This window comes from Embleya sp. NPDC001921, assembly GCF_053594475.1.
The window spans coordinates 24,164-47,798 of record NZ_JBSFEO010000049.1; the positions used below are offsets into that span (position 1 = coordinate 24,164).

Genomic DNA, 23,635 nt, shown 5'->3' on the forward strand with positions numbered 1-23,635 from the left:
GATGGACGAGCCCCTCTCCATCCAGCCGGGCAACCCGCGCTCTACCGGGTCCAACACAGCAACCTGCCTCTGTACCTCGCGATCCTTCGCCCCGCGCAGGAACAGGTGCGGCGCGGCCGCCCGGAAGCCGCCTACAAGTACTACCCGGCGACGGGGACACGTTCGGGAGCCGAGGACCGTCGTGGTCGACACCCCACCGGTCAGGGAGTCCGGCCGCCGGGAGGGCGGGGAGAGTGCGGTGTCGCCGTGCCCTGGTCCGTGAGGTGGGTGTCCATGGTGGTGTTCAGATCGGCCATGAACGCTTCGAGCCGTTCCAGGAGTTGGGGTGGGTAGTGCGCCATCGTGGCGTCGAGGCGGTGGGCGAGTGGGCCGAAGAACTCGTCCGCTCGTTCCTGGATGTGCCCGCCGCTGCGCAGGGTGACGATGCGCCGGTCGGAGTGTTCGCGGGCGCGGGTGATGTGCCCGGCCGCTTCGAGCCGGTTCAGGAGTGCGGTGGTGGCCCCGGTGGACAGGGAGATGCGCTCGCTCAGCCGTGCCGGTGACAGGGGGGTGCCGCGCTCTTCGGCGGCGGCGATCTCCAGTACCGCGGTCGCGTCCGTGGAGTGCAGGCCCAGCCAGGCGGCGAAGCGCCGACTGAGCTCGGCGTAGTGGCTGCCGTAGATCCTCAGCGATTCCATCAGCCGCTCACGTTGCGCCGCGACGTCGTCGCGCTCCGCGTCCTCCATGGAGGTCCCTCCGCCTTTCCCTTGCCTGCCGCGCCGTCCGTCCGGTCCGTCCCGGCGGTCGGCTTTGACAACCTACCGTCATCAATTTACCTTCATGATGGAATTACTTCACCATGGAGGTATCAAGCGTGCGTGACCCGTCCCCCACCACCGACCAGACCTCCGAGCCCTACCGGTGGCGGTGGTTGATCCTGGTGGTGATGCTCGTCGCGGAGACCATGGATCTCCTGGACGCCTCGATCGTCAACGTCGCCGGTCCCGATCTGGAGAGATCCCTGGATGCCTCCTCCGTCGGCCTGCAATGGGTGATCGGTGGCTACGCCCTCACCTTGGGTGCCGGACTCGTGCTCGGCGGTCGCCTCGGGGACCGCTACGGGCGGCGCCGGATGTTCCTGATCGGCCTGACCGCCTTCACGCTCGGCTCGCTGCTGTGCGCGATCGCACCGAACATCGAATCGCTGATCGCTTTTCGCCTGCTGCAGGGCACGGCCGGGGCGATACTGCTCCCGCAGGGCCTGGGCCTGCTGCGGGAGAACTTCTCCGGCCCGGAACTCACCAAAGTCTTCGCGATCTTCGGCCCCGTCCTCGGCCTGGGCGGCATCATCGGCCCGGTCCTGGGCGGCTTCCTCATCGAGGGCGACTTCTTCGGCCTGGGCTGGCGGTCGGTGTTCCTGATCAACCTGCCCGTCGGCCTGGCGGCGTTGATCACCGCCGCGAGGTTCGTGCCCGAGAAGGCGGGCGATCGCGCGGTGCGGGTCGACGCGGTCGGCGCGGCCCTGATCGTGGCGTCCTGCGCCCTGCTGGTCCTCCCGCTCAACCAGGGACAGGAAGACGGCTGGCCGCTGTGGACGTGGCTGTGCATGGCCGCCTCGGTGACCGGGTTCGCCCTGTTCGCCGTACAGCAGCGCCGTACGACCGCCGCAGGCCGGCAGCCGTTGGTGACTCCGGGCCTGCTGCGCAAGCCCGCCTTCACGGTCGGGCTCGCCGGCATCGCCCTGTTCTTCGGCGGTCTGATCGGCACCCAGCTCGTGCTGACCCTCTACCTCCAGATCGGCCGGAACTTCACCGCCGGTGACGCGGGACTCGGCAACCTGCCGCTCGCGGTAGGCACCGCGATCGGCGGAGCCGTCAGCGGCGCCTTCCTCGCGGACCGGATCGGCCGCAAGGTGCTGCAGATCGCTCCGCTGGTCCAACTGCTCGGCGCCGCCCTGCTGTGGTTCGAACTCGACGGTCTCGACACCGCCTCGTTCTCGATCTGGGACATCGCTCCCGGCGTGGCGGTGGCGGGCGTCGGCGCCGGCATGGTGATCGCGGCCCTGTTCGGCTTCATCCTGGCCGCGGTCGACGACGACGAGATCGGTTCCGCCTCCGGCGTCCTGTCGGCGGTCCAGGCGGTGGGTGGTTCCATCGGCGTCGCGATCTTCGGATCGGTGTTCTTCGCCCAGGCCAAGGCCGGAGACTTCACCGGCGGTTTCCACCGCGCGCTGATCGTCCAGGCGTGTCTGCTGATGACCTTCCTCGCCATCACCTTCCTGCTGCCCAAGCAGGGCCGCCCCGAGGACGAGCAACACCGCATCACTCCCCAAGCCGCCGGCGGCGACTCCGGCACCCAGCAGCAGCTCACCGTGTGAAACCCGGCCGGGGACCACTCACAGGAGGCGTCCCCGGCTGCGTGGGCAAAGTGCACCTGTGTTCGGGGGCTGTTCACGACCGTGCGATCTCCCTCGCCAAGGGGCCGTGGGTGGTGATGAGTTCCTCGACGCGTTCGGCGTCGGAGGTGGGCAGGGAGCGGAGGGCGTGGGTGTACATGTCCGCTTCGCGGGTCCAGTGGGCGATTGCGGTGCGGTCGCCGCGGGTCTCGACGTCGGATAAGTGGGCGCGGGACCAGGATTCGAGGATGGTCAGGATGCGGGCGGCTTCCGCTCGCCGACGGGCCACGTGATTGGAATCGGTCATGGGACTCTCCCCCTGTGGTGGGCTGTTCACGGTTTCAGGCCCTTGCCTTGCAGCCATGCGTGTGGGTCGATCGGGGCGCCGCCGCCGGGGCGGACCTCCAAGTGCAGGTGGGGGCCGGTGACGTTGCCGGTCGAGCCGACCTTGGCGATCACCTCGCCGGTGGCGACGCTGCCCTGGGAGCGGACGAACGAGGACAGGTGGCAGTACCAGGTCACCGTGCCGTCGCCGTGGCGCAGGACGATGCGGTTGCCGTACGCGCCGGCCCAGGCCGCCTCGACGATCTCGCCGCCGCCCACGGCCCGTACGTTGCTTCCCTCGTCGGCCGCGAAGTCCAGGCCGGTGTGGTTGCGGGCCCAGCGGTCGCCGGACTGCCCGAAGCGGGCGGTCAGCGTGTACGACGCCAGGGGCAGGGTCCAGCCGCCTCGTCCCTCGTCTCCTCCGGTTTTCGCGAGCGGGGTGACGGTGGCCAGTTGCGCCAGGACCGAGGGGCGGACGACCGTGCCGTTCGACCAGTAGCCGGAGTCCCGGTAGTGCGCGTAGCGCACGTTGAAGCCGGTCTTGGGCGCCTCGATGATCGTGTCCTCGCCGAATCCGGGGATCGAGCCCACGTACATGCCCACGTGGCCTTCGTTCGGGAAGACCAAGTCGCCCGGGAGCAGCGGCTGTCCGGTCACTTTGGGGCCGGCGTCGATCTGGCCGTAGGTGTCCCGGGGCAGCTTGAGCCCGGCGCCGCGCAGGTATGCCATCTGCATCAGGCTGCTGCAGTCGCAGTGTCGCGCCATGTTCGGGCCGTGCGCGTCGGTGCAGTCGCCGCCGTAGGAGTACGACGTCCCCAATTGCTTCTGGGCCCAGGCGATGATGGCCGTCATGCCCTCGCCGGTCTCGGCCGACTCTGCCGCCGCGGCCAGCTCTGCCGCAGTGGCCTTGATGGTGCGCACGTACTCCTGGGTCTGGGCGTACGGCGGGATGCCCTGGTATTTCCTGACCGCGCCCGGGCCGGCGTTGTAGGCGGCCAGCATCAGTTCGATCGGGTCTCCCGGTATGCCGGCGACCTCCTTGAGGACCACGCAGTCGTAGTTGGCCATCGAGTAGATGGCGTCGATCGGGTCGAACGGGTCCTTGCGGCCGTCGTTGTTGCCGTCGACGCCGTAGGTGGTCCATGTGCCCGGCATGAACTGGGCCAGGCCCTGCGCGCCGACGTTGCTCACGGCGCGCGGGTCCCACGCGCTCTCCTGCTTGAGTTGGGCCGCGAGGAGCGACGGGGTCAATTCCGGGCACTTGGTCGCCGCCTGCTCGATGTGCGGCCGGTACTCGGCGGGGATCTTCGCGTCCTCGCGCAGCGCGCCCCCCGAACCCGCGAGTGTGACACCACCGCCGTCGCTGTCACCGAGCAGCAACGCCGGGACCAGCACCATGAAGAGCAGCGTCCCGGCGAGCACTGACACCATGAAACGCACTCCGAACCCCCAAATCATGAAAGTGAAGACGAAGAACCCATGGGTGAGCCCGCGACCGCGCTCCGCGCGACCACTCGGCACTACAGGTCAGCGGGGTGGGTCGGCAGGACCTGTCGGCACGACAGGTCAGCGACACGGGTTAGCAGGACCTGTCGGCACGACAGATCACCACGACGGTTCAGCGCAACAGCTCAGAGCGACCAGGCCCGTACGACCCGCCACACCCCGTCGTTCCCACGGTGTAGTTCGACGCTGATCGGGGCCGCGTCCGCGCGGTCCACCTCGCCGTCGCGTCCCGTCAGCTGCCACGCGCTGACCTGGACGAAGGCCACTCCGGGGCCGCCCGGTGCGGCGGTGACCACCGCGGCGTGCTCGATGCGGGCGGTGACCGTGCCGCGCTGGGCGACGAACATGCGCCAACTCGCGCTCTCCCGGGCCGCGCCCGGCGCCGGCAGGTCTCGGATCCACGCCTCGGTGGCGAACCGCGCCAACTCCCGGCGCCACCAGGCCTGGTCCTGGTCCCAGCGATAGGACAGGTACACCTCGGCGAACGCCGCCGCCACCGCCGCCGGGTCCGCGAAGTCCACCCCGGACCGCGCCGCCACCGGGGGCGCCACCGTACGCGCGGGCGGGCGCTCGAACGGGACCGACGCCGACGGCGCACCCGTCCCGGCGAGGGTCGGCGGCCGGGACACCCCGGAAGCGGCCGTCCGCGTCGCCCCCGTGGGCGCAGCCGCGGAGCCGGCGCCCGGCGGCCCACCCGGGAACGCACACCCGGCCGCCGTCACGCACACCCCCGCCACCACGATCGCCGCCGCAGCGCGCAGGCCCCTCGCGCCCCTCACGCGCCCACCCCCACCGGCCGGCCACCCTCCTCGTCGACGTCCATGCCCGGCAACGACGCCGACGCCGGTGTCGACGCCGGCCGCTCGTCCGCGTCCGCAACCCCCCACGCCCGCGCGTTCTCCGCCCACCCCGCCGACCAGACCGCCTGCGCGTGCCCGGACTTGTGGCGGCCCGCCCCCGCGCACTTGTGCTGGTCCCACATCCGCCAGCGCCCGTGCGCCCGCTGGAGCGCCTCCATCCACCCCAACGCTCCGCCGCGCGGCGCGTCCGGGACCTCGTAGGCCTCCGCGAAGGCGAGGTGCAACGCGGCCAACTCCCACACCAGCACCGGATGTTCGAACCAGCACCCGGGAAGCACGTCGGCCACCGGGAAGACCGAGACCAGCCACTCCACCCACCCGATCAGGCGTTCCCACGCCGCCCGCGTCGCGTCCGCGTCCAGCACCCGCCAGTCGTAGTCCGCGGTGGCCGGCCCCTCCTCCTCCCTCGATGCACCCGTACCTCCCCGCCCACCACCCGCCTCCAGTGCCTGCAGGCGGGCCACTACGCTCTGCTGTTGCTCCGCCAACCGCAGCAACAGCTCCTCGAGTTCCGCCAGGTACTCCTCGTCACCCCGGTTCTCGCCACCCCGGTTCGCATCGCCCCGGTTCCCGTTGCCCCGGTTCTCGCTACCCCAGCTCTCACCACCCCGCTTCTCGCTACCTCGGTTCGCATCGCCCCGGTTCCCGTCACCCCGATCGACCACCACCCCGCTCATCCCGCACCACCCTCGATCCCCATCCGGGCGTACAGCGCGTCCCGCGACTCCGCCAGCTCCTTCGCGTCCTCGCGCTCCCACCAAGGCGTGAGCACGGTTTCGATCGGCGGCAGGTTGCGGGTGAACAAGAGCGCGTGCCCGACCGGGAGTTGGCGGATGTCGGACTTCTCCAGCACCGGGATCCGGCGGACCGAGCGGCTGAACGTCATCCGGCCCTCGCTGTAGCTGTCCCCGGGGGTGTACTCGTCCACCTGGCCGGACATGTCCGCCAGGTTGCCGAGGTCGGCGGGGTCGGAGAGGCCGCCCAGGATCAGTTTGACCGAGCAGGTCTCCCACATCGCCGCGGCGCCCGCCTCGTCCCAGCGGGCCCTGGCCTGCCAGCGCGACTGCATCGCGGCGATGGTGGTGATGCCCTTGCCGCCGCCGTCGGACATCAGGTTCGGCAGCGAGGGGATCGGCGCGATGTTCGTGCACTCGTCCAGGACCAGCGACAGCGGCGGGTCCAGGCGCGAGCCGACCGAGCGTTGGGCCAGGTCCTGGGCGACGCGCACGATGTCCTCGATGAACGCGCAGATCAGCGGCGCGACCGAGATCTGCGAACTGCGCGAGCCCAGGATGTACAGGGTGCCCTTGCGTGTCAGGAAGTCGGCGGCGTCGAACGCGTCGTTGGATTCGACGTCGCAGCCGGCCAGTACGCGCGGGTCGGCGAACGCGTCGAAGGCGCGTTGCACCACCGCCCACACGCTGCCGCGCAGGCGCGGGTCCGCGGCCTGGAGTTCGGCGAGTTGGTCGGCCCACATCGGCGCCGCGTCCGGGTGCGAGCGCAGGATGCCCACCGGGGTGCGGTCGTCGGGGTTCATCGACCACTCCAGCACCGTGCGTACGGTGTAGCCGCCCAGGTCGGCGGCGTGCAGGTAGGCGCGGAGCACGGCGGTGGCCATGCCGGCGAAGAACTCGCCGTTCTCGACGTTCTTGCCGCCGACGCCGGAGCCGGCGACGAACCCGGCGGAGCGCTGGATCGCGACCAGGGGGTCGGCGCAGCCGGCCACCGGGGACCAGCGCAGTCGGTCCATCCCGGAGGTGATGTGCTGCGGGTCGAAGACGTACACCGGGCCCAGGCGGGCGCGGGCGGCGTAGGTGACCGGCAGGGTGTCCAGGCGGGTGCTGGTGGTGATCACCGCGCCGGGGGCGCCCAGGATGCGGTCGACGATGTAGAACATCGTCTTGCCCATGCGTTCGGCGGCCACCAGCAGCCCGGACCACTCGTACAGTCCCCACAACCGGCGCCGGGTGCCCGCCTCGCGGCCCAGCGAATAGGCCACCTGCCCCGGCTCGACGCCCTTGCGGCCCGCCAGGGACGGTCGCACCACGGCGGCCTTGGCCAGCACGGCCTCCTCCGACAGCAGGCCCTCGATGTCGGCGGGGCTCGCGAATCCCGGGCGTCGTCCGCGCGTTCGACCCCGCAGTCGCCACACGCCCCAGCCCAGCATGCCCACGAGCGCGCCGAGCAGGACGGTCAGGACCGCGTACACCGCCACCGGGCCGCCGACGTCGGCGCGGGCCGGCTCCGGCCAGGCCCCGGCGGGGTCGCCGCCGTGCGCGATCCAGCGCACGGCGACCCCGGGGGCGTCCCCGGGGCCCGCGTCCGGCCAACTCCCTTGGCTGAGGACGCCCGCCAGTTGTCCGGCCAGCCACGCCGTCCACACCACCAGCGCGAAGAGCGTGAGCGTGCACAGGCCCAGCAGGACGCGGGCGCGGACCTCCTCGGGTTCGCCGGCGGTGATCTTGCCCTTGTCGCGGTTCCGACCGCCGTCGCGGTTCACACGCCCACCCCCGAGGCCGTCGAGACGGCGTCGGTCCTCATGGCGGTCGGCGCCGGCGCGGGGGAAGGCGGTGACGCTTCGGGCGCGTCCGGGGTGTCGCCGACGTGGTTCATCCGGCTGTCCGTCTGCACCATCTCCTTCTCGATCCGGCTCAACCGGTGCTTGACCACGTGGTATTGCGTGCCGATGTTCCACACCGCGACGCCCTGCTTGAGCCGCTTGAGCAGGTCGGTGACCACGTCGGAGGTGCCCAGGAACTCGCGTGCCTGGGCCAGGCTGCCCTCGGACTGGCGGTAGGAGATCCGCACGCCGGTGTCCTCGATCAGTCCGCGCGCCATTCGCACGATCTCGCTGTCGCCGTCGCCGACGGCCGCCAGGTCGGAGAAGCGGTGGAACCCGATCACGTTCGACATCCCGTACGCCCGGGCGATCTTGAACTGTTCGCGCAGCCGTCGCACCAACGGCAGGTAGCGCGCGATCAGCGCGAACTCGTCGTAGACGACGATGCGTTGCTCCCCGTCGGGCCGCGACAGCTCCGCCTCCAGCCAGGACTGCGCGCAGGTCATCGCCATCGCGGTCATCTCGTCGGAGGAGCGCATCGCCGACAGGTCCAGCACGGTGCCGTCGGCGGTGAAGTCCAGGTTGGAGGTGGACGCGCCGTCGAAGATCCCCGACAGGGGGCCGTGCACGATCCGGTACAGCGCCATGCGCGCGTTGGAGGCGCTCTCCAGGAGCCGCTGCGGGTCGACGCTGATGCGGGCCGCGTCGGTGCGCCAGCGGTGCGGGTCGCTCATGCCCTCCAGGAGTTGGCCGAGGGTCGGTTCGCCGCGTCGGTCGGCGCTGGTGCCGTCGTGTTCGCGGGTGAGCGCGTCCATCCCGAAGGTGACCGCGGTGCGTTCGGCGTCGGTGAGGCGTTGGCCCTTCTCGATCTCCAACAGGCCCTCGACCAGCAGCAGTCGGCGGGTGCGCTGGTGGGCCAGCCACGCCTCCTCGGTCTGGCCCGGCGCGCGCCGTACCCCCTGGAGCGGGTTCATCCGCGCGGCCAGTCCGGGGCCCACCCGCAGCGGGGTGACCCCGGTCGCCTCGGCCAGCGGCCCGTACTCGCCCTTGATGTCGGCGCTGATCGAGAACTTCACCCCGAACGGCACGTTGCGGAACACCAGGCACTTGAGCAGCGACGACTTGCCCGAGCCGATCTCGCCGATGACCACCACGTTGGGGGCGGTCAACAGCCCGGCCCGGTACAGCTCGTGGACCGAGAAGGTGAACGCGGTCCGGGAGAACACATCGAACCCGATCAGGGGTCCGTCCACCGCCAGCCCGGCGTCGTTGGTGAACGGGAACCACGAGCGCAGGTGCGCCGTGGTGGTGGTGTGCGGCTGGACCCGCATCCTTCGGGCCACCCGGCCCGCGGCCCGGCCGTGGGTGCCCCGGCCGTCGGCCGGCGGCGGGCCGGTCAGCTTCCCCCAGGCCGACTCGGCGCGCGAGCGCCGCCGTTCCAGCCGTCTGCGCGCGCGTTCCTCGTCCCGGGTCTCGGCCAGACGGCGCAGTTCCTCGCCCCGGTTGCCCTCGCGGACCAGACCGTCGTCACGACGTGCCACTCAGATCACCCCTCGCATCGGGGCCAGTCCGTACGCCAGCGGCAACGCGCCCGCCAGGAACGCCTGGTCCTGTTCGCCGTACAGCACGACCGACTCGCAGCCCGACTGGGACAACTTGCGTCGCACCACCCGCATCTCCTTCTCCAGCGCGGCGATGTCGACCGCGGTGACCGTGACGAACATCGAGTACCGGACCCGGGTGAACCCCGCGGCGACCTCCTCGTCCTCGCGCGAGGCGGCCCGCGCCTCCTGGCGCTGCCGGGCGCCCTCGACCAGCTTGAGCTTCTGCCGGGTACGCCGGTCGCCCTCGTGCGCGACCATCTGCCGCCTGGACATCGCCTCGGCCTTGGCCGTCGACAGGGGTTGCGCGACCAGCGTCACCGACCGCCGGCACGAGGTCTGGTTCAGCACCGGCGTCAGCCAGTTCCGGCCCACCTCGCGCACCGGCAACTGGTGCACCCACACCGTCTGGGACCAGCCCGAGTCGTGCCGGTAGTACGCCCAGTGCGACTCGGTCGCCGCCGGCCCCGCCAGCCGCGGGTCCACCCCCTCGGCGGCGCCCTCGCCGTCCACGCCGCGCGCTTCCAGCGTGGTCAGGTCCGCGGGGTCGAACTGGGTGCGCAGCACACCGGCCAGGCCGCGCGGGGACAACCAGCCCTCGGTGCCCACGCCCGCGTCCAGCACGCCCTGTTCGAGCGCGCCCAGCGCGTCCACCACCACCGCCGCGATCGCCGCGTCCGTCCCGCCGGCCTCCTTGACCTGGGCGGACAACCGCGACAGGTCGAACCGCACGGCCAGGTACACCTCGTGCCGCAGCGTCGAGGGGGCCGAGGCCGCGACGAGTTGCTTGAGCGACTGCGCGGCCAGGGTGTCCGGGCGCACCATCCGGGTGCGGATGAAGCGCTGCGCGCGGTTGGCGCCGTCGGGGACGGTGCGTTCCATCACCGACCACGACGCCAACGACTCGTCGTCGCCGAACGAGCGCATCACCGAGCCCCAGTCCACCACCCGGCGCTCCTGCAGCGAGGAGTCCTCCAGGATGGTGTTGGTCCCCTGGCAGCGCAGCACGGCCACCACCTGGCGGGCGTGCCGGTCGTGGATCAGCCCGACCTCGCGCTGCCCGTCGGGGGCGCGGGCCGGCAGCCACACGCACCCGGCCAGGGCACCGGGCAGCTCCATGTGCTCCTGGACGGCGTTGCGGGCGAACGGGCCGCCCCGGTACAGGTTTTGGCGCATGCCGCGCTGGGCTGCGTACGCCCAGATCACCGGCACCCAGGCGGTCAACGCACGGCCGCTCCAACGCGCCAGGGCGATCACCAGTAACAGCGCCATGACGACGATCCAGACGATTCTCACAGGCCAGACGTCGGCCCTGAGCATCGCGACCCCGCACAGCAGCGCCGCGACCAGCGCGCCGAGCCGCCCGAGTGTGAAGCCCATCAGGACACCACGCGACTCCAACGGCGAGAACTTGAACCTCATCGCACTCCCCCCCACGCCTCTTCGCCGCTGTGAATGTTGTGGCCGACGCCCAGGTCCGTCTCCACGGGTCCGTCCGCACCGGACGTGTCCGAGGGGGCGGACGTGGACGGCGGGCCCACCATGGAGGTGGGAGCGGATCCACCGGAGAAGGCGGCGCCGGGCGAAGCGGCCGACCCACCCGAACTCCGTGAGCCGACCGACCCTGCTCCGCTGCCGGCTCCGGCTCCGGCTCCGGCCAGCGCTACCTCGGCGGCGATCTGCTCGTCGCCCGAGGGGGAACCGGGCGAGCCCGGGCCCGAGCCGCCGGTGGGCGAACCCGTGGTCTCGCCCGCCGGCGCGCCTCCCGGGTTCAGGGCACCGGGATCGCCCCCGTCCTCGGGCACGCCGGCCGTGCCGCCGTCGTCGGGGCCGTCCTCGCCCGCGTCGGGCGCGGTGCCCGTCGGGTCGTCCGCCCCGTCGGCGGTGTTGTCGGCGGGTCCGCCGCCCGGCGCCGAATCCCCGTCGTCCGCGTCCATGTCGTCCGCGTCCATGTCGGTCGCGTCGTCGCCGCCGGTCTCGTCTGCCATGCCCGACTCCACGTCCGCGACGTTGGCGTCCATCTGCGACGCGGGCGAACCGCCCGGGGAGTTTTGGCCACCCGAGTCGGAGCCGCTCTCGGCGTCGGCGTCGTCATCGGACCCGCCGCCGGGCATCGCGGCGTCCTTGGCCTTGTTCAGCATCTTGGCGCCGAGGTCGTTGCCGATGCCGGTGGCCTGCGCGTCGAGGAAGGAGAACATCTTCATCAACGCGAACGGCGCGTAGACCATCATCCAGATCATCCCGAGGCCGCTGAGGACCGCCACCAACGAGTCGCCCTCGCCGATCAGGCTCCCCGCCAGCAGCCACAGGGCCGCGATCACGAACTTGCTCCACGCCAACGCCGTGAAGTTCCAGAACCACTTGCGCGCCCAGGTACGGGTGTGCGGATGCGCCTGACCCACCATCGCGATCGCCCCGAACAGGGCGGCCGCGTACAGCTCGATGCCCCGGACGAACATGATCACCATCAGGGCGATCAGCCCGATGATCGCGAAGATCGCGGCCAGCAGCACCACGATGACCATGCCGCTGTCGCCCATCAGGCTGCCCATCTGGTCGGCGAACGCCTGGGCACTCCACTGGGGTTTGGCCTCGTTGGACTCCAGGAGTTTTGTCGTGCACTGATCGGAGAGCTTGACCATCAGGTCGGCGACCTTGGCCGCGAGGCAGATCCCCAGCACCGCCCGGATCAGGCCGCCCACCGACGCGGGCACGTGCCCGAACTTGTCGGAGACGATGTTCAAGAGGATCGCCGCGACGAAGAAGATGAACACCAACGCCAGCATCACCGTCGCCACCGCGTCGTACACCGAGGTGAAAGCGGTGCCGTGCAGATCCGGGGCGGTCTTCTCGAAGATGAACTCGGCCGCCTTCGCGAACAGCGTCGTGGCGCTCTCCGCGGCCGCCTTGACCAGTTGCTCCAGGCCCTTCTTCGCCACCCACCCCATGAGCGTCGCGGGGAACTTCAACACCGTCTTGACACCCGAGACGATCGTATTGAAGCCGTCCACAACCGCCGGGACGATGTCGTCGAGGCCGAAGAGGTTGACCGCCTTGCCGCTCCTGTCGAGCAGCGCTTCCTTGATCTTGACCGGATCGCACGTCCGCGACATGGGATCGCCCTTGGGGATCATGTCGCAGTGGATCTCCCCGTCGGCCCCCAGGAGCCCCGGGAACGTGCCGAAGTACGTGCACGTGGTCCAGTCCGGCGTCGGCACCGGCATGCGCTCGCCGCACTCCATCACGGAGTCGTTCTTGATCCAGGTGACCGTCGGCCACGCCTTGCTCAGCCCCTCGAAGACCTTCCGCAGCCTGGGCTGCGTGCTCGGCGCCAGCACGTTGAGGTCGGTCGTGCGCCCGCCGGTGATCCGCGCCCTGATCGCCGCCGGATCACAGTTGCCCGACAACGCGTGGCCCTCGGGCAGCTTCTCGCAGTGGACCTTGCCGTCCCAGCCCAGGAAGCCCGCGGGCGTGAGCAGGCCGTACGTGCGGCACAGGTTGTAGACCTCGGGCGAGGAACCCGCGCAGTCGATGCTGTTGTCCTTGATCCACGGCACGTCCGGCCAGGCCGTCTTGAGCTGCCCGGCGGTGACCGGGGCGTTGGGGTCCGGCGGGGGCTTGGGCGGGGCCGGCGGCGGCGGGTCGAAATCGCGGCCTCCGGTGATCTCCTTGCGGATCTCTTTCTCGTCGCATTTCTCGAAGAACGGCTTGCCGGTATTCGGGTTTTTCGCATCGCAGTGGATCTTGCCGTCCAGGCCGATGAAATTGGTCCCTTTCGTCTTCTCGCCGTACTTCTCGCACTGCTGCCGCGTCTTCTTGTCCGCCATCAGAGAGCAGTCGATGGGATCGAACTGCAGCCAGCCCACGTCCGGCCACGCGGATCCCCGGTTGGGGTGTTCAAGGGGGTTGGGCTGCGGCGGCGCATTGTCGGCGGATGAACTCCCCGTCCCCAGCAGACAGGCCACGAGGGCGAACACCACGAGCAGACCCGCGCGCCGCCACACACCGTCACGGGCCATCGGCCGCCGCCCCCGGCGCCGCCAACACCACCGTGAACCGATCCGGGGTGTCCGACTGTCCCAGCGTCGCCGGTATCGGTCCGGGCTGCGGCTCGTTCAACAGGACGATCCGCCACCCGTCGTCCACCCACCGAAGCCGGGCACCCATCGTCACCCACGACAGCGTCGGCGTGGCCTCCGGCGTGCGGCCGTCGGTCTTCATCCCGATCAGGTTGATCGCCCACACCAATGCCCTGACCTGCCCGTCCGGCTCGGACTGGGTGATCACCCGCATCGGCACGAACTGGTTGACCGCGCCCGGGCGATCGGCGGAGAACGTCGACCCCGCGAGCCGGTCGATCTGCTCCTGCGGAGTGCCCGCCAACACGATCCGTCGCGCGTACTCCAGCCCGGCCGCACGCGGCCCCGTACTCAGCGCGAAGACGTTGCGCAGGTACGCGGCCAGGGCCTGCCCCGCGCCCTCCGTCGTGTTCGGATACGACGGCGCCTGACTCGTACGCACCGGCACCCACGGCGTTCCGGCGGGACCACTCGCGGCCCCGCCGCCGACTCCGCCCGTGCCCGACCGCGCGGCGGTGTCCGAGGCCGCGCTCGCGGGCGCCGAACTGCGCCCCCAGTACCAGGCCCCGCCCGCCGCCCCCGCGAGAATCGCCAGGACCAACAGCACCACCAGGGCGCGCGGCCGTCCCGCGTGCGCGGACGTGTAGCCCACACCCACCCGACGCGCACTCATCCCGCGATCACCTTGTCGATGAAGAACTTGAGGATCGCGCCGGAGGACCCCAGGATCGCGACGCCGCCCAGCGCCTTCCACATGAACGTCTTGCCCTGCGCGGACACGTGGTGGCTGCCGAAGATCGGCCCGACCATCCACATGATCGCGCCGCCCGCCAGGGCCGCGATGGCCATCGAGAATCCGATCCACAACATGCCGTTGCCGATGGTGTCCAGCACCCCGCCCTGCGGGACGGCGCCCGGGTCGGGCTTGAACCTTTCGTAGTTGAAGGTCGAGCCGGTGCCCGTGCCGCCGCTGGGGGGCGGGCTGGACACCGGGGTGTCGGCCGGGAACATCACCCGGGCGTGGGCCCGGACCAACGCGTGCGTGAGAGAACTCATGTCATGTCCTTCGAAGTCGTGGAGTCCGCCTGGGCGGACGCGGTCGAGTCCCAACCCGCCGCCACCGCGGCGGCGATCTCCAACAGGGCGCCGCGGGCGGCCTTGCCCAGCGCCATCGGACGCACCGGCTCCGGCTTGGCCAACTCGCGGTCGTAGGGCAGCCGCACCACCGCGCGGACCTGCCGCGCGAGCGTGCGCTCCCCCGCCCGCACCTCGCGCGGCGGGTTCGGCGCGACCTCGTTGACCACCACCACCGCGCCGTCCACCAGCCGTTCGTGGCCCAGCGAGCGCCACCACGCCAGGCACGCCAACGCGTACTCCGGGCCGTCACTGCTGGCCCGCACCACCAACACCGCAGTCGTCGACCGGCGCAGCGCCTGCTCACACACCGCGTCGCCCGCGGCCGGGGCGTCCACCAGCACCAGCGGATACGCGCCGCGCAGCCGGGCCAGCACCCGGTACAGCGCCCCGGCCGTCATCGGCGGCCTGACCGTGTCGCGCCCCGGCCGGGACTCGCCGGCGAGCATCTCCAGGCCCGTGGGGCCCACATGCATGCAGGCATGCGCGTCCCGACGCGACATCGCCTCCGGGCCCTGGAACGCGAGCAGATCGTTGAACGTCGCCTCGCACGGCGAACCCACCCGCGCGGGCAGCCCGCTCCACGCCCGGGTACCGGCGTCGATCGCCAACGGCGGGGCGCCCTCGGGCGCGGCCAGCGCCAGCAGGGACCCCAGCGCCGCGGTGACCGTCGACGCCCCGACACCTCCGCCCGGCGCCGTCACGGCCACCACCGGGGAGCGGGTGGGCAGGCGCGCCATCGCGGTCCACACCGCGCGGGTGTGCTCCGACATCGGCAGTCCCTTGGGGACCTGACGGGCGCCTTGCGTGGTCTGCGGCGGCGGCGAAGTCGCCATCGCCATGGGGGATTCGGGTGCGCCGGGCGCTCCTGGCGCTCCGGGCGCGTGGAGGGCTTCCGGGGCTTCGAGGGCTCCCGGACTCGTCCCCGCGGCCCCGGTGGCGGAGGGCGCGGTCCGCCGCCCCGCCAGGGACACCGTCTCGCTCACGACTCCTCCCCTTCTCCCTCTTCGGGTCCCTCTCCCAGTCCCTCATCGCGTCCGGGTCCCTGTTCCGGTCCCGGTCTCTGTTCCGGCCCCAGTCCCTGTTCCTGTCCCGGTCCCTGTTCCTGTCGCCGGGCCCGCCGGCTCGCGGTCAGGTCGTCCAGCCGCGCCCGCAACTGGCGTTCGTCGCGGGCCGCGACCGTCATGTACGCGACCTGAACCTCGGCCGCGTCGTCGAGGAAGTCCTCCATCACGTTCAACGTCTCCGGCGCGAACGGATCGGTGACCAGGCGATACGCGACCCGGTACGCCTGCTGCCGGGCCCGCGCCAGACACAGCTCGTCCGGGTCCAGGCCCTCCGCGGCCGCCCCGGCAATCCCGAAGTCCGGCTCGAACCGGCCCGGTTCGAACCCATCCGGTTCGAACCCCCCGGACACCGACCACGTCGGCTCGGTCATCACCACTCCCCCGCTGCGCTGGACGGACACCGACGAAGGTGCGCCCACCCGCCACGCTGTGACCGACATGCGGCCGCCAACCTCAGGCGGCACGCGCCCGCCAACCTCGGGCGACCCGCGGCCGCCAACCTCAGGCGGCACGCAGCGCGCCATGCCCGGCCTCCCGCAACCGCCGCACCGCGCGACTGTGCCGCTGCCGCAACGACGCGTACGAAATCCCCCGCGACGCGGCGATCTCCGCCGCCGGCGGCGCCGACTCGCGATAGTCCTGCGCCAACATCCGCGCCTGCTCCACGGTGAGGACCCCTTCCTCCACCGCGCCCACCAACAACGCGATCAGATCCCCCCGCGCGGAGTCGACGGTGTGCGCCCCCACCACCCGCCAGTCGCACAACGCCGGATCCGAGGCGTCGATCACCCCCAAGCGCACCCCGCGCACCAGCGCCGCCCCGGTGTCCAGACGCCTCTCCAACGCCGGAAACGGAGCCGACACCCCGGTGTCGCCGACCGGATCAGGCGTCAACACGAGCGTCACGCGCCCCCGCCGACGGCCCGCCCCCGTCCCGTACACGACCCGGTGCAACGTGTCGCAGGCCAGATTCGCCGCGACCCGCCCCGTACGCCGCCGATACGGATAGGCGCGAATCACCTCGTACAGACACCCCAGTACGTGCCCGGCCGCATCGTCGAAACTCTGCCCAAGCCCCCGCCGCGCCGACGCCAAACGCACCGCGTGCGGCAACATCTGCTGCAACAACACCCGCCCCGCCAACTCCACTCCGGAGTCCGCCAGCGTCAACAACGCGATCAACAACGCGTCCTGCTCGGCCGGCGCCGCCGCACTGATCCCCCGCTGCAACTCCGCGAGCGTGCCGTACGCCCCCAACTCCGCGAAGTCCCGCGACCACGACGCCAACGCGTCCCCACCCCGAAGCCCGTCCGCGATCTCGTCCCACTCGTCGTTCAGCCGCCCAATCACCCCGGTGCGCAACCTGCCACCGGACTCCGCCGACACACCCCGGATCCCGCTCCGCACCGGGCCCTCGGCACGCCCCTGCGCCTGAGGCCACACCCGGTACCGCACCCGGCCCTGCGCTCGATCCTTGGCCTGGTCCTGGGCCCGACTTCCCACCTGGCTCCGCGTCTCGATCACCGCTGCTCCTCCCGTAGCCGATGCCGAGAAGGTTCGCCGCGCCCCCTTGCCCGTTGTCTGGCCCGACCCGGCATCAACCCAGGTCAGAAAAGGGAAAGGCCGCCGGGCAACGCGCAGGCAACGCCGAGGCGAGGGACGGGCGAGGGCATCCCAGACGGGCGCGAGTCGCAGCGGAGGGGACCGATTCGCGCGCCGGACAATCGCGGGCGCGAGGTGGGTAAAGACCACGGGCAGATCGGCGGCCGGAACGATCGGCCTTGCCTTCGAAAGCCACCATGCGGCGCTGTTACGAGAGGTGGTGCCTCGAGAGCCCAACCGATGACGGCCACGTGTAAAACGGCGCACCTACTCGCGTGGGCACATCCGCGCCGACCTCGAATGAACTTCGGATCCGACCCACCCCTGCGTGGGGACTTCGCATCGCCACCAGCGACCGCGCGAAGGCCCTACGACTCACCCCCGCCTGCGTGGGGACTCCCATTTTTGGGTGATCAGGTGTACCACGTTGTCCGGTTCACCCCCACCTGCGTGGGGACTCCCGTTCCTGACCTGCACACTAGCAGCAGCGTTACTGTTTCGTGATCAAATATCGAGGTAATCAGGCAATGCCTTGCCTGATCAGTCACGCCTCTGTCTTCCGCCTTGTTTCCCTTCATCGCGATGAGCCGGCCCGACGCCAATGGCCAGCCCTCGCCTTCCCTTTCCCGGATGGCCCACGACAGCCCGACGACCTCGTCGACAGGCTTCGCCGCCTCGTCGCCGACGGCCCCAGCGCCGATTTTTCGCTGCTGGGCAGCAGCGACCTGGCCGCAGCAGATCCGCCCCGCCCGGCTCCCCTGCGCGACACTTCCGATATCCGAGGCCCTGCTGACGCGGTTTATGTAGCGGCGGCACCAGCCCACCCACACGCTCCTGAACCGCATATGCGGCTCGATCGACAAGCACGACCATTTCCGACTCGTCGACAATCAGGATGTCACGCGACGAAGCATCATACGTCTGTCTGACCACGACCCGCTCCGACCGAACGGCTCGGTCATCGTGGTCACGGGAAGCCCCTGCGCCGGCAAGACCGCCGTCGCCACCCGCGTACTCGTCGATCTGATGTCCCCCTCGGTCCACGCATGACGAGGTCGGGGGCGGCACCATCGCCCGGATCAGCGCCGGATTCTGTTGGCCACGGACACCTGCCGAGCGCCCTCCGCCGGCCCCGGACGTGTCGACCACGGCAAGAACCCCCTTCGGGAAAGCCGAAACCCCGACCGGGGCGATGTGGTCGGGGTGGTCGAAGTGAAAGCATTTCTCTGGCGTGAGAGCCCAATTTACTTTACTCACACCGATGTTCGACTTTGGGGCGAGGCAACTCCTTGTCGTCGACGCCGCTTTGGTTGTTCCCGGGCCTGGGGAGTCGCCGACTTCGGGCCGCCCACCTCGCGCGAGAGCGAACGGCGGGCGGCCCGATCGGGTGCGGTCGGGGTGTGATCAGGGGGCGAGTACGACCGTCTTGCCGGGCAGCCGTCCGGTGCCGGCGTCCTCGTGCACGGCGGCCAAGTCGGCCGCCGGGCGGTGGGCGGTGACGTGGAGTCGGAGCTTGCCCGCGTCCAACTTGGTGACCAGCTCGGCGAGTTGGGCTCCGTCGCTGCGGACCCACAGGCTCGCGCTGCGCACTCCCCGGGCGGGGTCCTCGGGGATAGGGCCGGCCGTGCTGGCGGCGACCCCGCCGTCGGCGACGTAGTTCGTCAGCTGCGCGAGTTCCTCCGGGGAGACGCGCACATGGTTGACCACGACCTGGAACGGACCGCCCACGGCGGCCGGGCCCGAGGCGAGGGCGAGGGGGCCGACGACCCGGTCCGCGCCGTAGCCCCGGAGGCGGTCGGCGTGTTGCGGTGCGTCCACCGCGGTCACGTGCGCTCCGGCGTCGACGGCGAGTTGCACCACGAGGCTGCCCACCGCGCCGCCCGCCCCGTTGATCAGGACGGTGTGGCCGGGCTTGAGTTCGGCGAGCTCGAACGCCGTCTGCCAGGCCGCCAGGCCGGTCAGCGGGAGCGCCGCGGCGTCGACCAGCTCGATGGTCCGGGGTGCCGGGGCCAGGGATTCGGCCGGAGTGAGCACGTACTCGGCGGCGGCGCCGGCGGAGTCGAGGGGCAGCATCGCCACGACCCGGTCGCCGACTTCCAGGCCGGTCACGTCCGCGCCGAGTTCAGCGACGGTGCCCGCCAGGTCGATCCCCGGCACGTACGGGAGAGTGATCGGGATCATCTCGGCCAGGACACCGGCGCGGATGTGATCGTCGACCGGGTTGAACGACGTGGCCGCCACGCGCACCAGCACCTGCCCGCTGCCGGGAACCGGACGGTCGACGTCCTCGTAGCGCAGGACTTGGCTGCTGCCGAACTCGTGGAAACGTATTGCCTTCATGGCACTTTCCTCCAGGATGTATCGATGTGTCTGTCGTCGTCGCCGGACGGATGAGGCGATCGGCGGGAAGGTGGAGCGCGTCGAGGCGCTCAGGTCAGCTGGACCGACCGGGTGGAGTTGCCCATCACCATGCGGTCGATGGCGCTCACGGCGCTGCCGGGGTCGTCGGCGGCGCCGACGGTGAGCAGCAGCGGTACGAAGTGGTCGGCCGTCGGATGGGCAACCGCGGCGCCGGGGGCCTTGTTGCGGTAGTCGGTGAGGGCGTCGGCGTCGCCCCGGGCAAGGGCGTCGACGGCCCATTCGTCGAAGGCCGCGGTATCGGCGGCGAGTTCCGGGCGGTGGAAGACGGCGAAGCTGTGCGTCATGAAGCCCGAGCCGAGAACGAGGATGCCTTCCTCGCGCAACGGCCGCAGGTGTAGCCCGAGTTCGAGCAGGGCGACGGGGTCGAGGCTGGGCATCGACAGCTGCACGACCGGGACGTCGGCCGCCGGGTACATGGCCATGAGCGGGATGAAGGCGCCGTGGTCGAGGCCGCGGTCGGCGAACTCGTGCACCGGCGTCCGGCCCAGCAGGCCGGTGAGCCGCCGAGCCAGGTCGGTGGCGTCCGGAGTCGCGTAGGGAAGGGTCTTGTAGCGGGGGTGGAAGCCGCTGAAGTCGTAGTGGAGCGGGGTACCGGCCGCGGCTCCGGATATCGCGACCGGTGCCCGTTCCCAGTGGGCCGAGACGACGACGATGGCCCGGGGTTTGGGCATCGACCGGGCCCAGTCGAAGAGGTCACCGAGCCACTGCGGATCGTCGAGAGTGAACGGGGCGCCGTGGCCGACGAAGAGGCTGGGCATGGGCCCGTCGGAGGGATTCCACACCCGCTGCTCGCGCGCCTGTGGCAAAACCCGGGCAAGGAGGTCGTCGTACGCCGCGGCCGGTGTGCGCGACGGGAAGGCGGAAGTCAGGCCGTTCGGGGAAGTCGGGCCGTTCGGGGAGGTCAGGCTGCTCGTGGTGGTCAGGCTGCTCGTGGAGGTCATCGGACTCAGCTCCTTCACTTGCCTCGGCAAGTATTTTGACTTGCCTGGGCAAGTTGAAAGCTAACTCACCAAAGGTTGCCCAGGCAAGTGATGCGAGTTGCCCGGGCAAGTATGATGAGGCCCATGGACACTCAGTCGCCCTGGCTCGACGACGACCAGCAGGACCTGTGGCAGGCGCTCCTCACGGTCGTCATCGCCCTCCCTGCGGCCCTCGACCGCCAACTGCAGCGAGACGCGGGCATCTCCAACTTCGAGTACGGGGTCCTGGCCCGACTGTCCACGGCCGACGAGGCCACGATGCGGCTCAGCGACCTGGCCCGCGTCTGCGACAGCACCCAGCCCCGCCTGTCGAAGGCGATGGACCGCTTCGAGGCCCGCGACTGGGTCGCCCGGCGCCCCGACCCCGGCGACGGCCGCTACACCCTCGCCACCCTGACCGACGCCGGCCGGCAAAAACTCGTCGAGAGCGCACCGGAACACGTCGCCCAGGTGAAGCGGCTCGTATTCGACCCGCTCAGCGCCGCGCAGCGCCGCCACCTCGAGACCGCACTCACCCGCATCGCCGCCACCGTGCGCCGGGAACTCGAAGGAGGCTGAGCACCGTCCTCGGGCGGGGCCTTCCATCGGCGCCGCGACGCCGGTGGTGCGGTGCGCGGAGAAGGTGCAGACCTCGTCTGCGGTTTTGCCGTACGCCGTAACGAAACCGCGCCGTAAAGCGGCCCCGGTCACCTGTGTGGCAAGGGGGAAGCGGTGCCCGCCGTTGCGAGACCGCCCATCGGGAAAGCGCCCACCGTCCGCGCGGCGGCCGACGCGTTCCTCCAGGCTCGCTCGGCAACGCGAATACGATCCGCAACCACGGAATCGGGTGGGCAAGACCGTCAAGCGGACCGGCGAGGGCCGGCCGCCGGCGGCCGCCGCTGCCGACGAGATCGGCGAAACCCGCGAACTGTTCCGGGCGAGGCCACGGTCGACACCTGGAATGCCTGCCGGGCCTCTGTCCTGTCCCGACTCGGCTGGTGCGGTGAGCGCGGGTACGACGGCCCGTCGGCCACACGGCCCCCGTCCCGGTCTCGGTCACGACTTGGGCAAAGCGGATGACTGCGCCGGACTCGGAGACCCAACCCCGTTCGGAGACGGAGACGGACCGGCTGATCACGCGGCGGGATGTGCACTCGCAAGAGAGAACACTGTGGCGCATGCCGTACGCACCAAACCTGCGCGCGGGCGGAGAAGATCCTCGGCGCCGACCGCAAGGAGTTGCACCTCGCCGGCCGCCGCTGCTCGGTCAAGACCAACAGCGCCCGCCCCGCACCCGCCGCCGCACTGCGGCCCGGCCCGGGCCCGCGAGGACTCCGCGCCGATCTCCGTGTTGATCCCCGCGTACCGGGACACCGGCACCGCCCGTCCTGCACCCCGGCTACTCAAGGGCCGTACGCAGGACCGACGTTCGCCACCCACCGCCGCCCCGGTCCAGGCAAGGTCGCCAGCCCGCGTGATACTTGTCCGGCCACCGGGTCCGCGCGGCTCTCGTACGGGCAGGCCCGCGCCCCGCCGGACGAACACACCACCATCGGCGGCACGCCCGGCACCGAGCGGGTGACCTCGCCCGGACCCGAGCAGCAGCAGCATTCGAGCCCGACCCACCTCGGCGAGGCCAGGGCAAGCATGCTCATGCTGATGACCAAGTCGCGGCACAAGAAGCCGAAGAACCGGCGGAACTACTTCCACCCTCCCCGGAGGCGATCGCCGAAATCACCGATCCGCTCGCCCCCGGGGACGTCCACCGCCGAACGTCAATCGCCGGCGAGACGCCACAGCGAAGTGACTTCCGCGGCGCGGGCGGCGTGAAGGGGATCGGCGGTGTCCCTCGCGCGTGGGTGCCGGGGCCGGGTGTCGATCCTGTCCACCACGTGCAGGCCCGCCGCCTTGATGTCGGCCAGGAGTTCGCCGCGCGTCCTGAGTCCGAGATGCTCGGCCAGGTCCGACAGGACGAGCCATCCTTCGCCGCCCGGTTCGAGATGTGCGGTGAGTCCGTCCAGGAAGGTGCGGAGCATGCTGCCGTCCGGGTCGTAGACACCCCGCTCCACTTCGGAGGTGGGCCGGGCCGGAATCCAGGGCGGGTTACACACCACGAGGTCCGCACTCCCGTCCGGGAAGAGGCCGGGGCCGACGACGTCGATTCGCCCGGTGAAGTGCAGTCGGCGGATGTTCTCGCGTGCGCAGGCCAGGGCACGCGGGCTGATGTCGGTGGCCACGACGTGGTCGATCCCCCGGTGGGCCAGGACGGCGGCGAGCACTCCCGTGCCCGTGCCGAGGTCGAAGGCGGTACGGCGACCCGCGCCACGGTCCGCCGGTGTGGGAAGTGGCGCATGGGCAACAAGGTCGACGTATTCGCCCCTGACCGGTGAGAACACTCCGTAGTGCGGGTGGATGCGGGCGTCGAGGGCGGATACCTCCACTCCCTGCGTGCGCCACTGGTGCGCTCCGATCACGCCCAGCAGTTCCGTGAGGGAGACGGCCGTCGGCTCGGACGGCGGACCGTACGCCTCCGCGCATGCTTGACGCACGTCGGGGGCTCTGCGCAGGTTCAGGCGGTGGCCGTCGTCCAGCAGGACGAGGAGTCTGCCCAGCACGCGGGCACGGTGGCCGCGGGCCCTGCGATGCAGCCGGAAGGACTCCGCTGGACTGTCGCCTTGCCGGGAGGGTTTCCGGTCGACGCGGCGGCTCATCGCCTGCAGGAGTCGACGTGCGTTGTGGAAGTCGCCCCGCCACAGCAGGGCGGTTCCTTCGCAGGCCAGTCGGTAGGCGGCGTCGGCCGTCATACGATCGTCCGCGCCGACCACCCGGCCGGGAGCCGATGTCGCGCTCTCGGAATGCCAGTTGGCGGAACGGGCGGTGTTCGTCTCGGTCCAGTGGATGGTGGACATCACGTACTCCTCGTAATCGAACGTGCGGGGGCACAAAGAGCACTTCGACGAGGAGCAGGGCAAACGGCCCGTGCCGCAGCACGGGTGCGCATGTCAGGGCGGTCGGGCTACCGCTCCCGCGTCGAAGCGCGAGAGGAGGAGTCGCCGAGAACCATGCCGAGCGTCATGACCAGCCCTTTCCGAGATGACGTACGAGGCTCGCACAGTCCTCTCGCCGCAGGCAACCGGCCCGGGTGGGG

The 23,635-nt window shown here is 71.1% G+C and carries 20 protein-coding genes; 2 read left to right on the forward strand and 18 right to left on the reverse strand.

The window, feature by feature from the left end; genetic code table 11:
• Positions 1-200: 200 nt before the first annotated feature.
• The gene (locus tag ACWCPW_RS40715) at positions 201-725 is read right to left on the reverse strand and encodes a MarR family winged helix-turn-helix transcriptional regulator (protein WP_449766655.1); all 525 of its coding nucleotides are present in this window, start codon (positions 723-725) and stop codon (positions 201-203) included.
• Positions 726-853: 128 nt separating this feature from the next.
• On the opposite strand from ACWCPW_RS40715, the gene ACWCPW_RS40720 reads away from it, so the two are divergent.
• A complete protein-coding gene (locus tag ACWCPW_RS40720; protein ID WP_449766656.1) occupies positions 854-2,356 on the forward strand; it encodes an MFS transporter in 1,503 nt (500 codons plus the stop codon).
• 73 nt (positions 2,357-2,429) lie between these two features.
• Here the strand turns inward: ACWCPW_RS40720 and ACWCPW_RS40725 are convergent, their stop codons facing one another.
• The 16 genes from ACWCPW_RS40725 to ACWCPW_RS40800 all read right to left on the reverse strand — a co-directional run bounded on the left by ACWCPW_RS40725 (position 2,430) and on the right by ACWCPW_RS40800 (position 20,286).
• Positions 2,430-2,681, reverse strand: coding sequence for a hypothetical protein (locus tag ACWCPW_RS40725; protein WP_449766657.1), 252 nt, complete (start codon positions 2,679-2,681; stop codon positions 2,430-2,432).
• Between the two features lie 26 nt (positions 2,682-2,707).
• Complete coding sequence (locus ACWCPW_RS40730) at positions 2,708-4,129, reverse strand: peptidoglycan DD-metalloendopeptidase family protein (protein WP_449766658.1); 1,422 nt, start codon at positions 4,127-4,129, stop codon at positions 2,708-2,710.
• A 200-nt stretch (positions 4,130-4,329) separates the two neighbouring features.
• Positions 4,330-4,743 carry a hypothetical protein gene (locus ACWCPW_RS40735; RefSeq protein WP_449766659.1) on the reverse strand — a complete coding sequence of 138 codons (414 nt, stop codon included), beginning with the start codon at positions 4,741-4,743 and terminating at the stop codon, positions 4,330-4,332.
• Positions 4,744-4,979: 236 nt separating this feature from the next.
• The gene (locus ACWCPW_RS40740) at positions 4,980-5,741 is read right to left on the reverse strand and encodes a hypothetical protein (RefSeq protein ID WP_449766660.1); all 762 of its coding nucleotides are present in this window, start codon (positions 5,739-5,741) and stop codon (positions 4,980-4,982) included.
• On the reverse strand, positions 5,738-7,564 hold the full coding sequence (locus ACWCPW_RS40745) for a type IV secretory system conjugative DNA transfer family protein (RefSeq protein WP_449766661.1): 1,827 nt from the start codon (positions 7,562-7,564) through the stop codon (positions 5,738-5,740). Before ACWCPW_RS40745 ends, ACWCPW_RS40740 begins: the two co-directional genes overlap by 4 nt.
• Positions 7,561-9,165: a hypothetical protein gene (locus ACWCPW_RS40750; RefSeq protein ID WP_449766662.1), complete on the reverse strand. Its 1,605-nt coding sequence runs from the start codon at positions 9,163-9,165 to the stop codon at positions 7,561-7,563. Before ACWCPW_RS40750 ends, ACWCPW_RS40745 begins: the two co-directional genes overlap by 4 nt.
• Positions 9,166-10,647, reverse strand: coding sequence for an SCO6880 family protein (locus tag ACWCPW_RS40755; RefSeq protein ID WP_449766663.1), 1,482 nt, complete (start codon positions 10,645-10,647; stop codon positions 9,166-9,168).
• Positions 10,644-13,244 carry a hypothetical protein gene (locus ACWCPW_RS40760; RefSeq protein ID WP_449766664.1) on the reverse strand — a complete coding sequence of 867 codons (2,601 nt, stop codon included), beginning with the start codon at positions 13,242-13,244 and terminating at the stop codon, positions 10,644-10,646. Before ACWCPW_RS40760 ends, ACWCPW_RS40755 begins: the two co-directional genes overlap by 4 nt.
• The gene (locus ACWCPW_RS40765; protein ID WP_449766665.1) at positions 13,234-13,977 is read right to left on the reverse strand and encodes a hypothetical protein; all 744 of its coding nucleotides are present in this window, start codon (positions 13,975-13,977) and stop codon (positions 13,234-13,236) included. The genes ACWCPW_RS40760 and ACWCPW_RS40765 overlap by 11 nt, the downstream gene beginning before the upstream one ends.
• Positions 13,974-14,360 carry a hypothetical protein gene (locus tag ACWCPW_RS40770; RefSeq protein ID WP_449766666.1) on the reverse strand — a complete coding sequence of 129 codons (387 nt, stop codon included), beginning with the start codon at positions 14,358-14,360 and terminating at the stop codon, positions 13,974-13,976. Before ACWCPW_RS40770 ends, ACWCPW_RS40765 begins: the two co-directional genes overlap by 4 nt.
• Positions 14,357-15,424: a MinD/ParA family ATP-binding protein gene (locus ACWCPW_RS40775; protein ID WP_449766667.1), complete on the reverse strand. Its 1,068-nt coding sequence runs from the start codon at positions 15,422-15,424 to the stop codon at positions 14,357-14,359. Before ACWCPW_RS40775 ends, ACWCPW_RS40770 begins: the two co-directional genes overlap by 4 nt.
• Positions 15,421-15,876 carry a hypothetical protein gene (locus ACWCPW_RS40780; protein WP_449766668.1) on the reverse strand — a complete coding sequence of 152 codons (456 nt, stop codon included), beginning with the start codon at positions 15,874-15,876 and terminating at the stop codon, positions 15,421-15,423. The genes ACWCPW_RS40775 and ACWCPW_RS40780 overlap by 4 nt, the downstream gene beginning before the upstream one ends.
• Before the next feature lie 130 nt (positions 15,877-16,006).
• The gene (locus tag ACWCPW_RS40785; protein ID WP_449766669.1) at positions 16,007-17,029 is read right to left on the reverse strand and encodes a hypothetical protein; all 1,023 of its coding nucleotides are present in this window, start codon (positions 17,027-17,029) and stop codon (positions 16,007-16,009) included.
• 491 nt (positions 17,030-17,520) lie between these two features.
• On the reverse strand, positions 17,521-17,952 hold the full coding sequence (locus tag ACWCPW_RS40790) for a hypothetical protein (protein WP_449766670.1): 432 nt from the start codon (positions 17,950-17,952) through the stop codon (positions 17,521-17,523).
• A gap of 559 nt (positions 17,953-18,511) precedes the next feature.
• Positions 18,512-19,447: an NADP-dependent oxidoreductase gene (locus tag ACWCPW_RS40795; protein WP_449766671.1), complete on the reverse strand. Its 936-nt coding sequence runs from the start codon at positions 19,445-19,447 to the stop codon at positions 18,512-18,514.
• Between the two features lie 89 nt (positions 19,448-19,536).
• Entirely contained in the window at positions 19,537-20,286 is a 750-nt protein-coding gene (locus ACWCPW_RS40800) for a DODA-type extradiol aromatic ring-opening family dioxygenase (RefSeq protein ID WP_449766705.1), read from the reverse strand.
• Between the two features lie 306 nt (positions 20,287-20,592).
• Here ACWCPW_RS40800 and ACWCPW_RS40805 point away from each other — a divergent pair, with 306 nt between their 5' ends.
• Positions 20,593-21,066: a MarR family winged helix-turn-helix transcriptional regulator gene (locus tag ACWCPW_RS40805; protein WP_449766672.1), complete on the forward strand. Its 474-nt coding sequence runs from the start codon at positions 20,593-20,595 to the stop codon at positions 21,064-21,066.
• A gap of 1,196 nt (positions 21,067-22,262) precedes the next feature.
• Here ACWCPW_RS40805 and ACWCPW_RS40810 read toward each other — a convergent pair.
• Positions 22,263-23,396, reverse strand: a complete 1,134-nt coding sequence (locus ACWCPW_RS40810; RefSeq protein WP_449766673.1) for a methyltransferase — start codon at positions 23,394-23,396, stop codon at positions 22,263-22,265.
• Positions 23,397-23,635 lie beyond the last annotated feature (239 nt).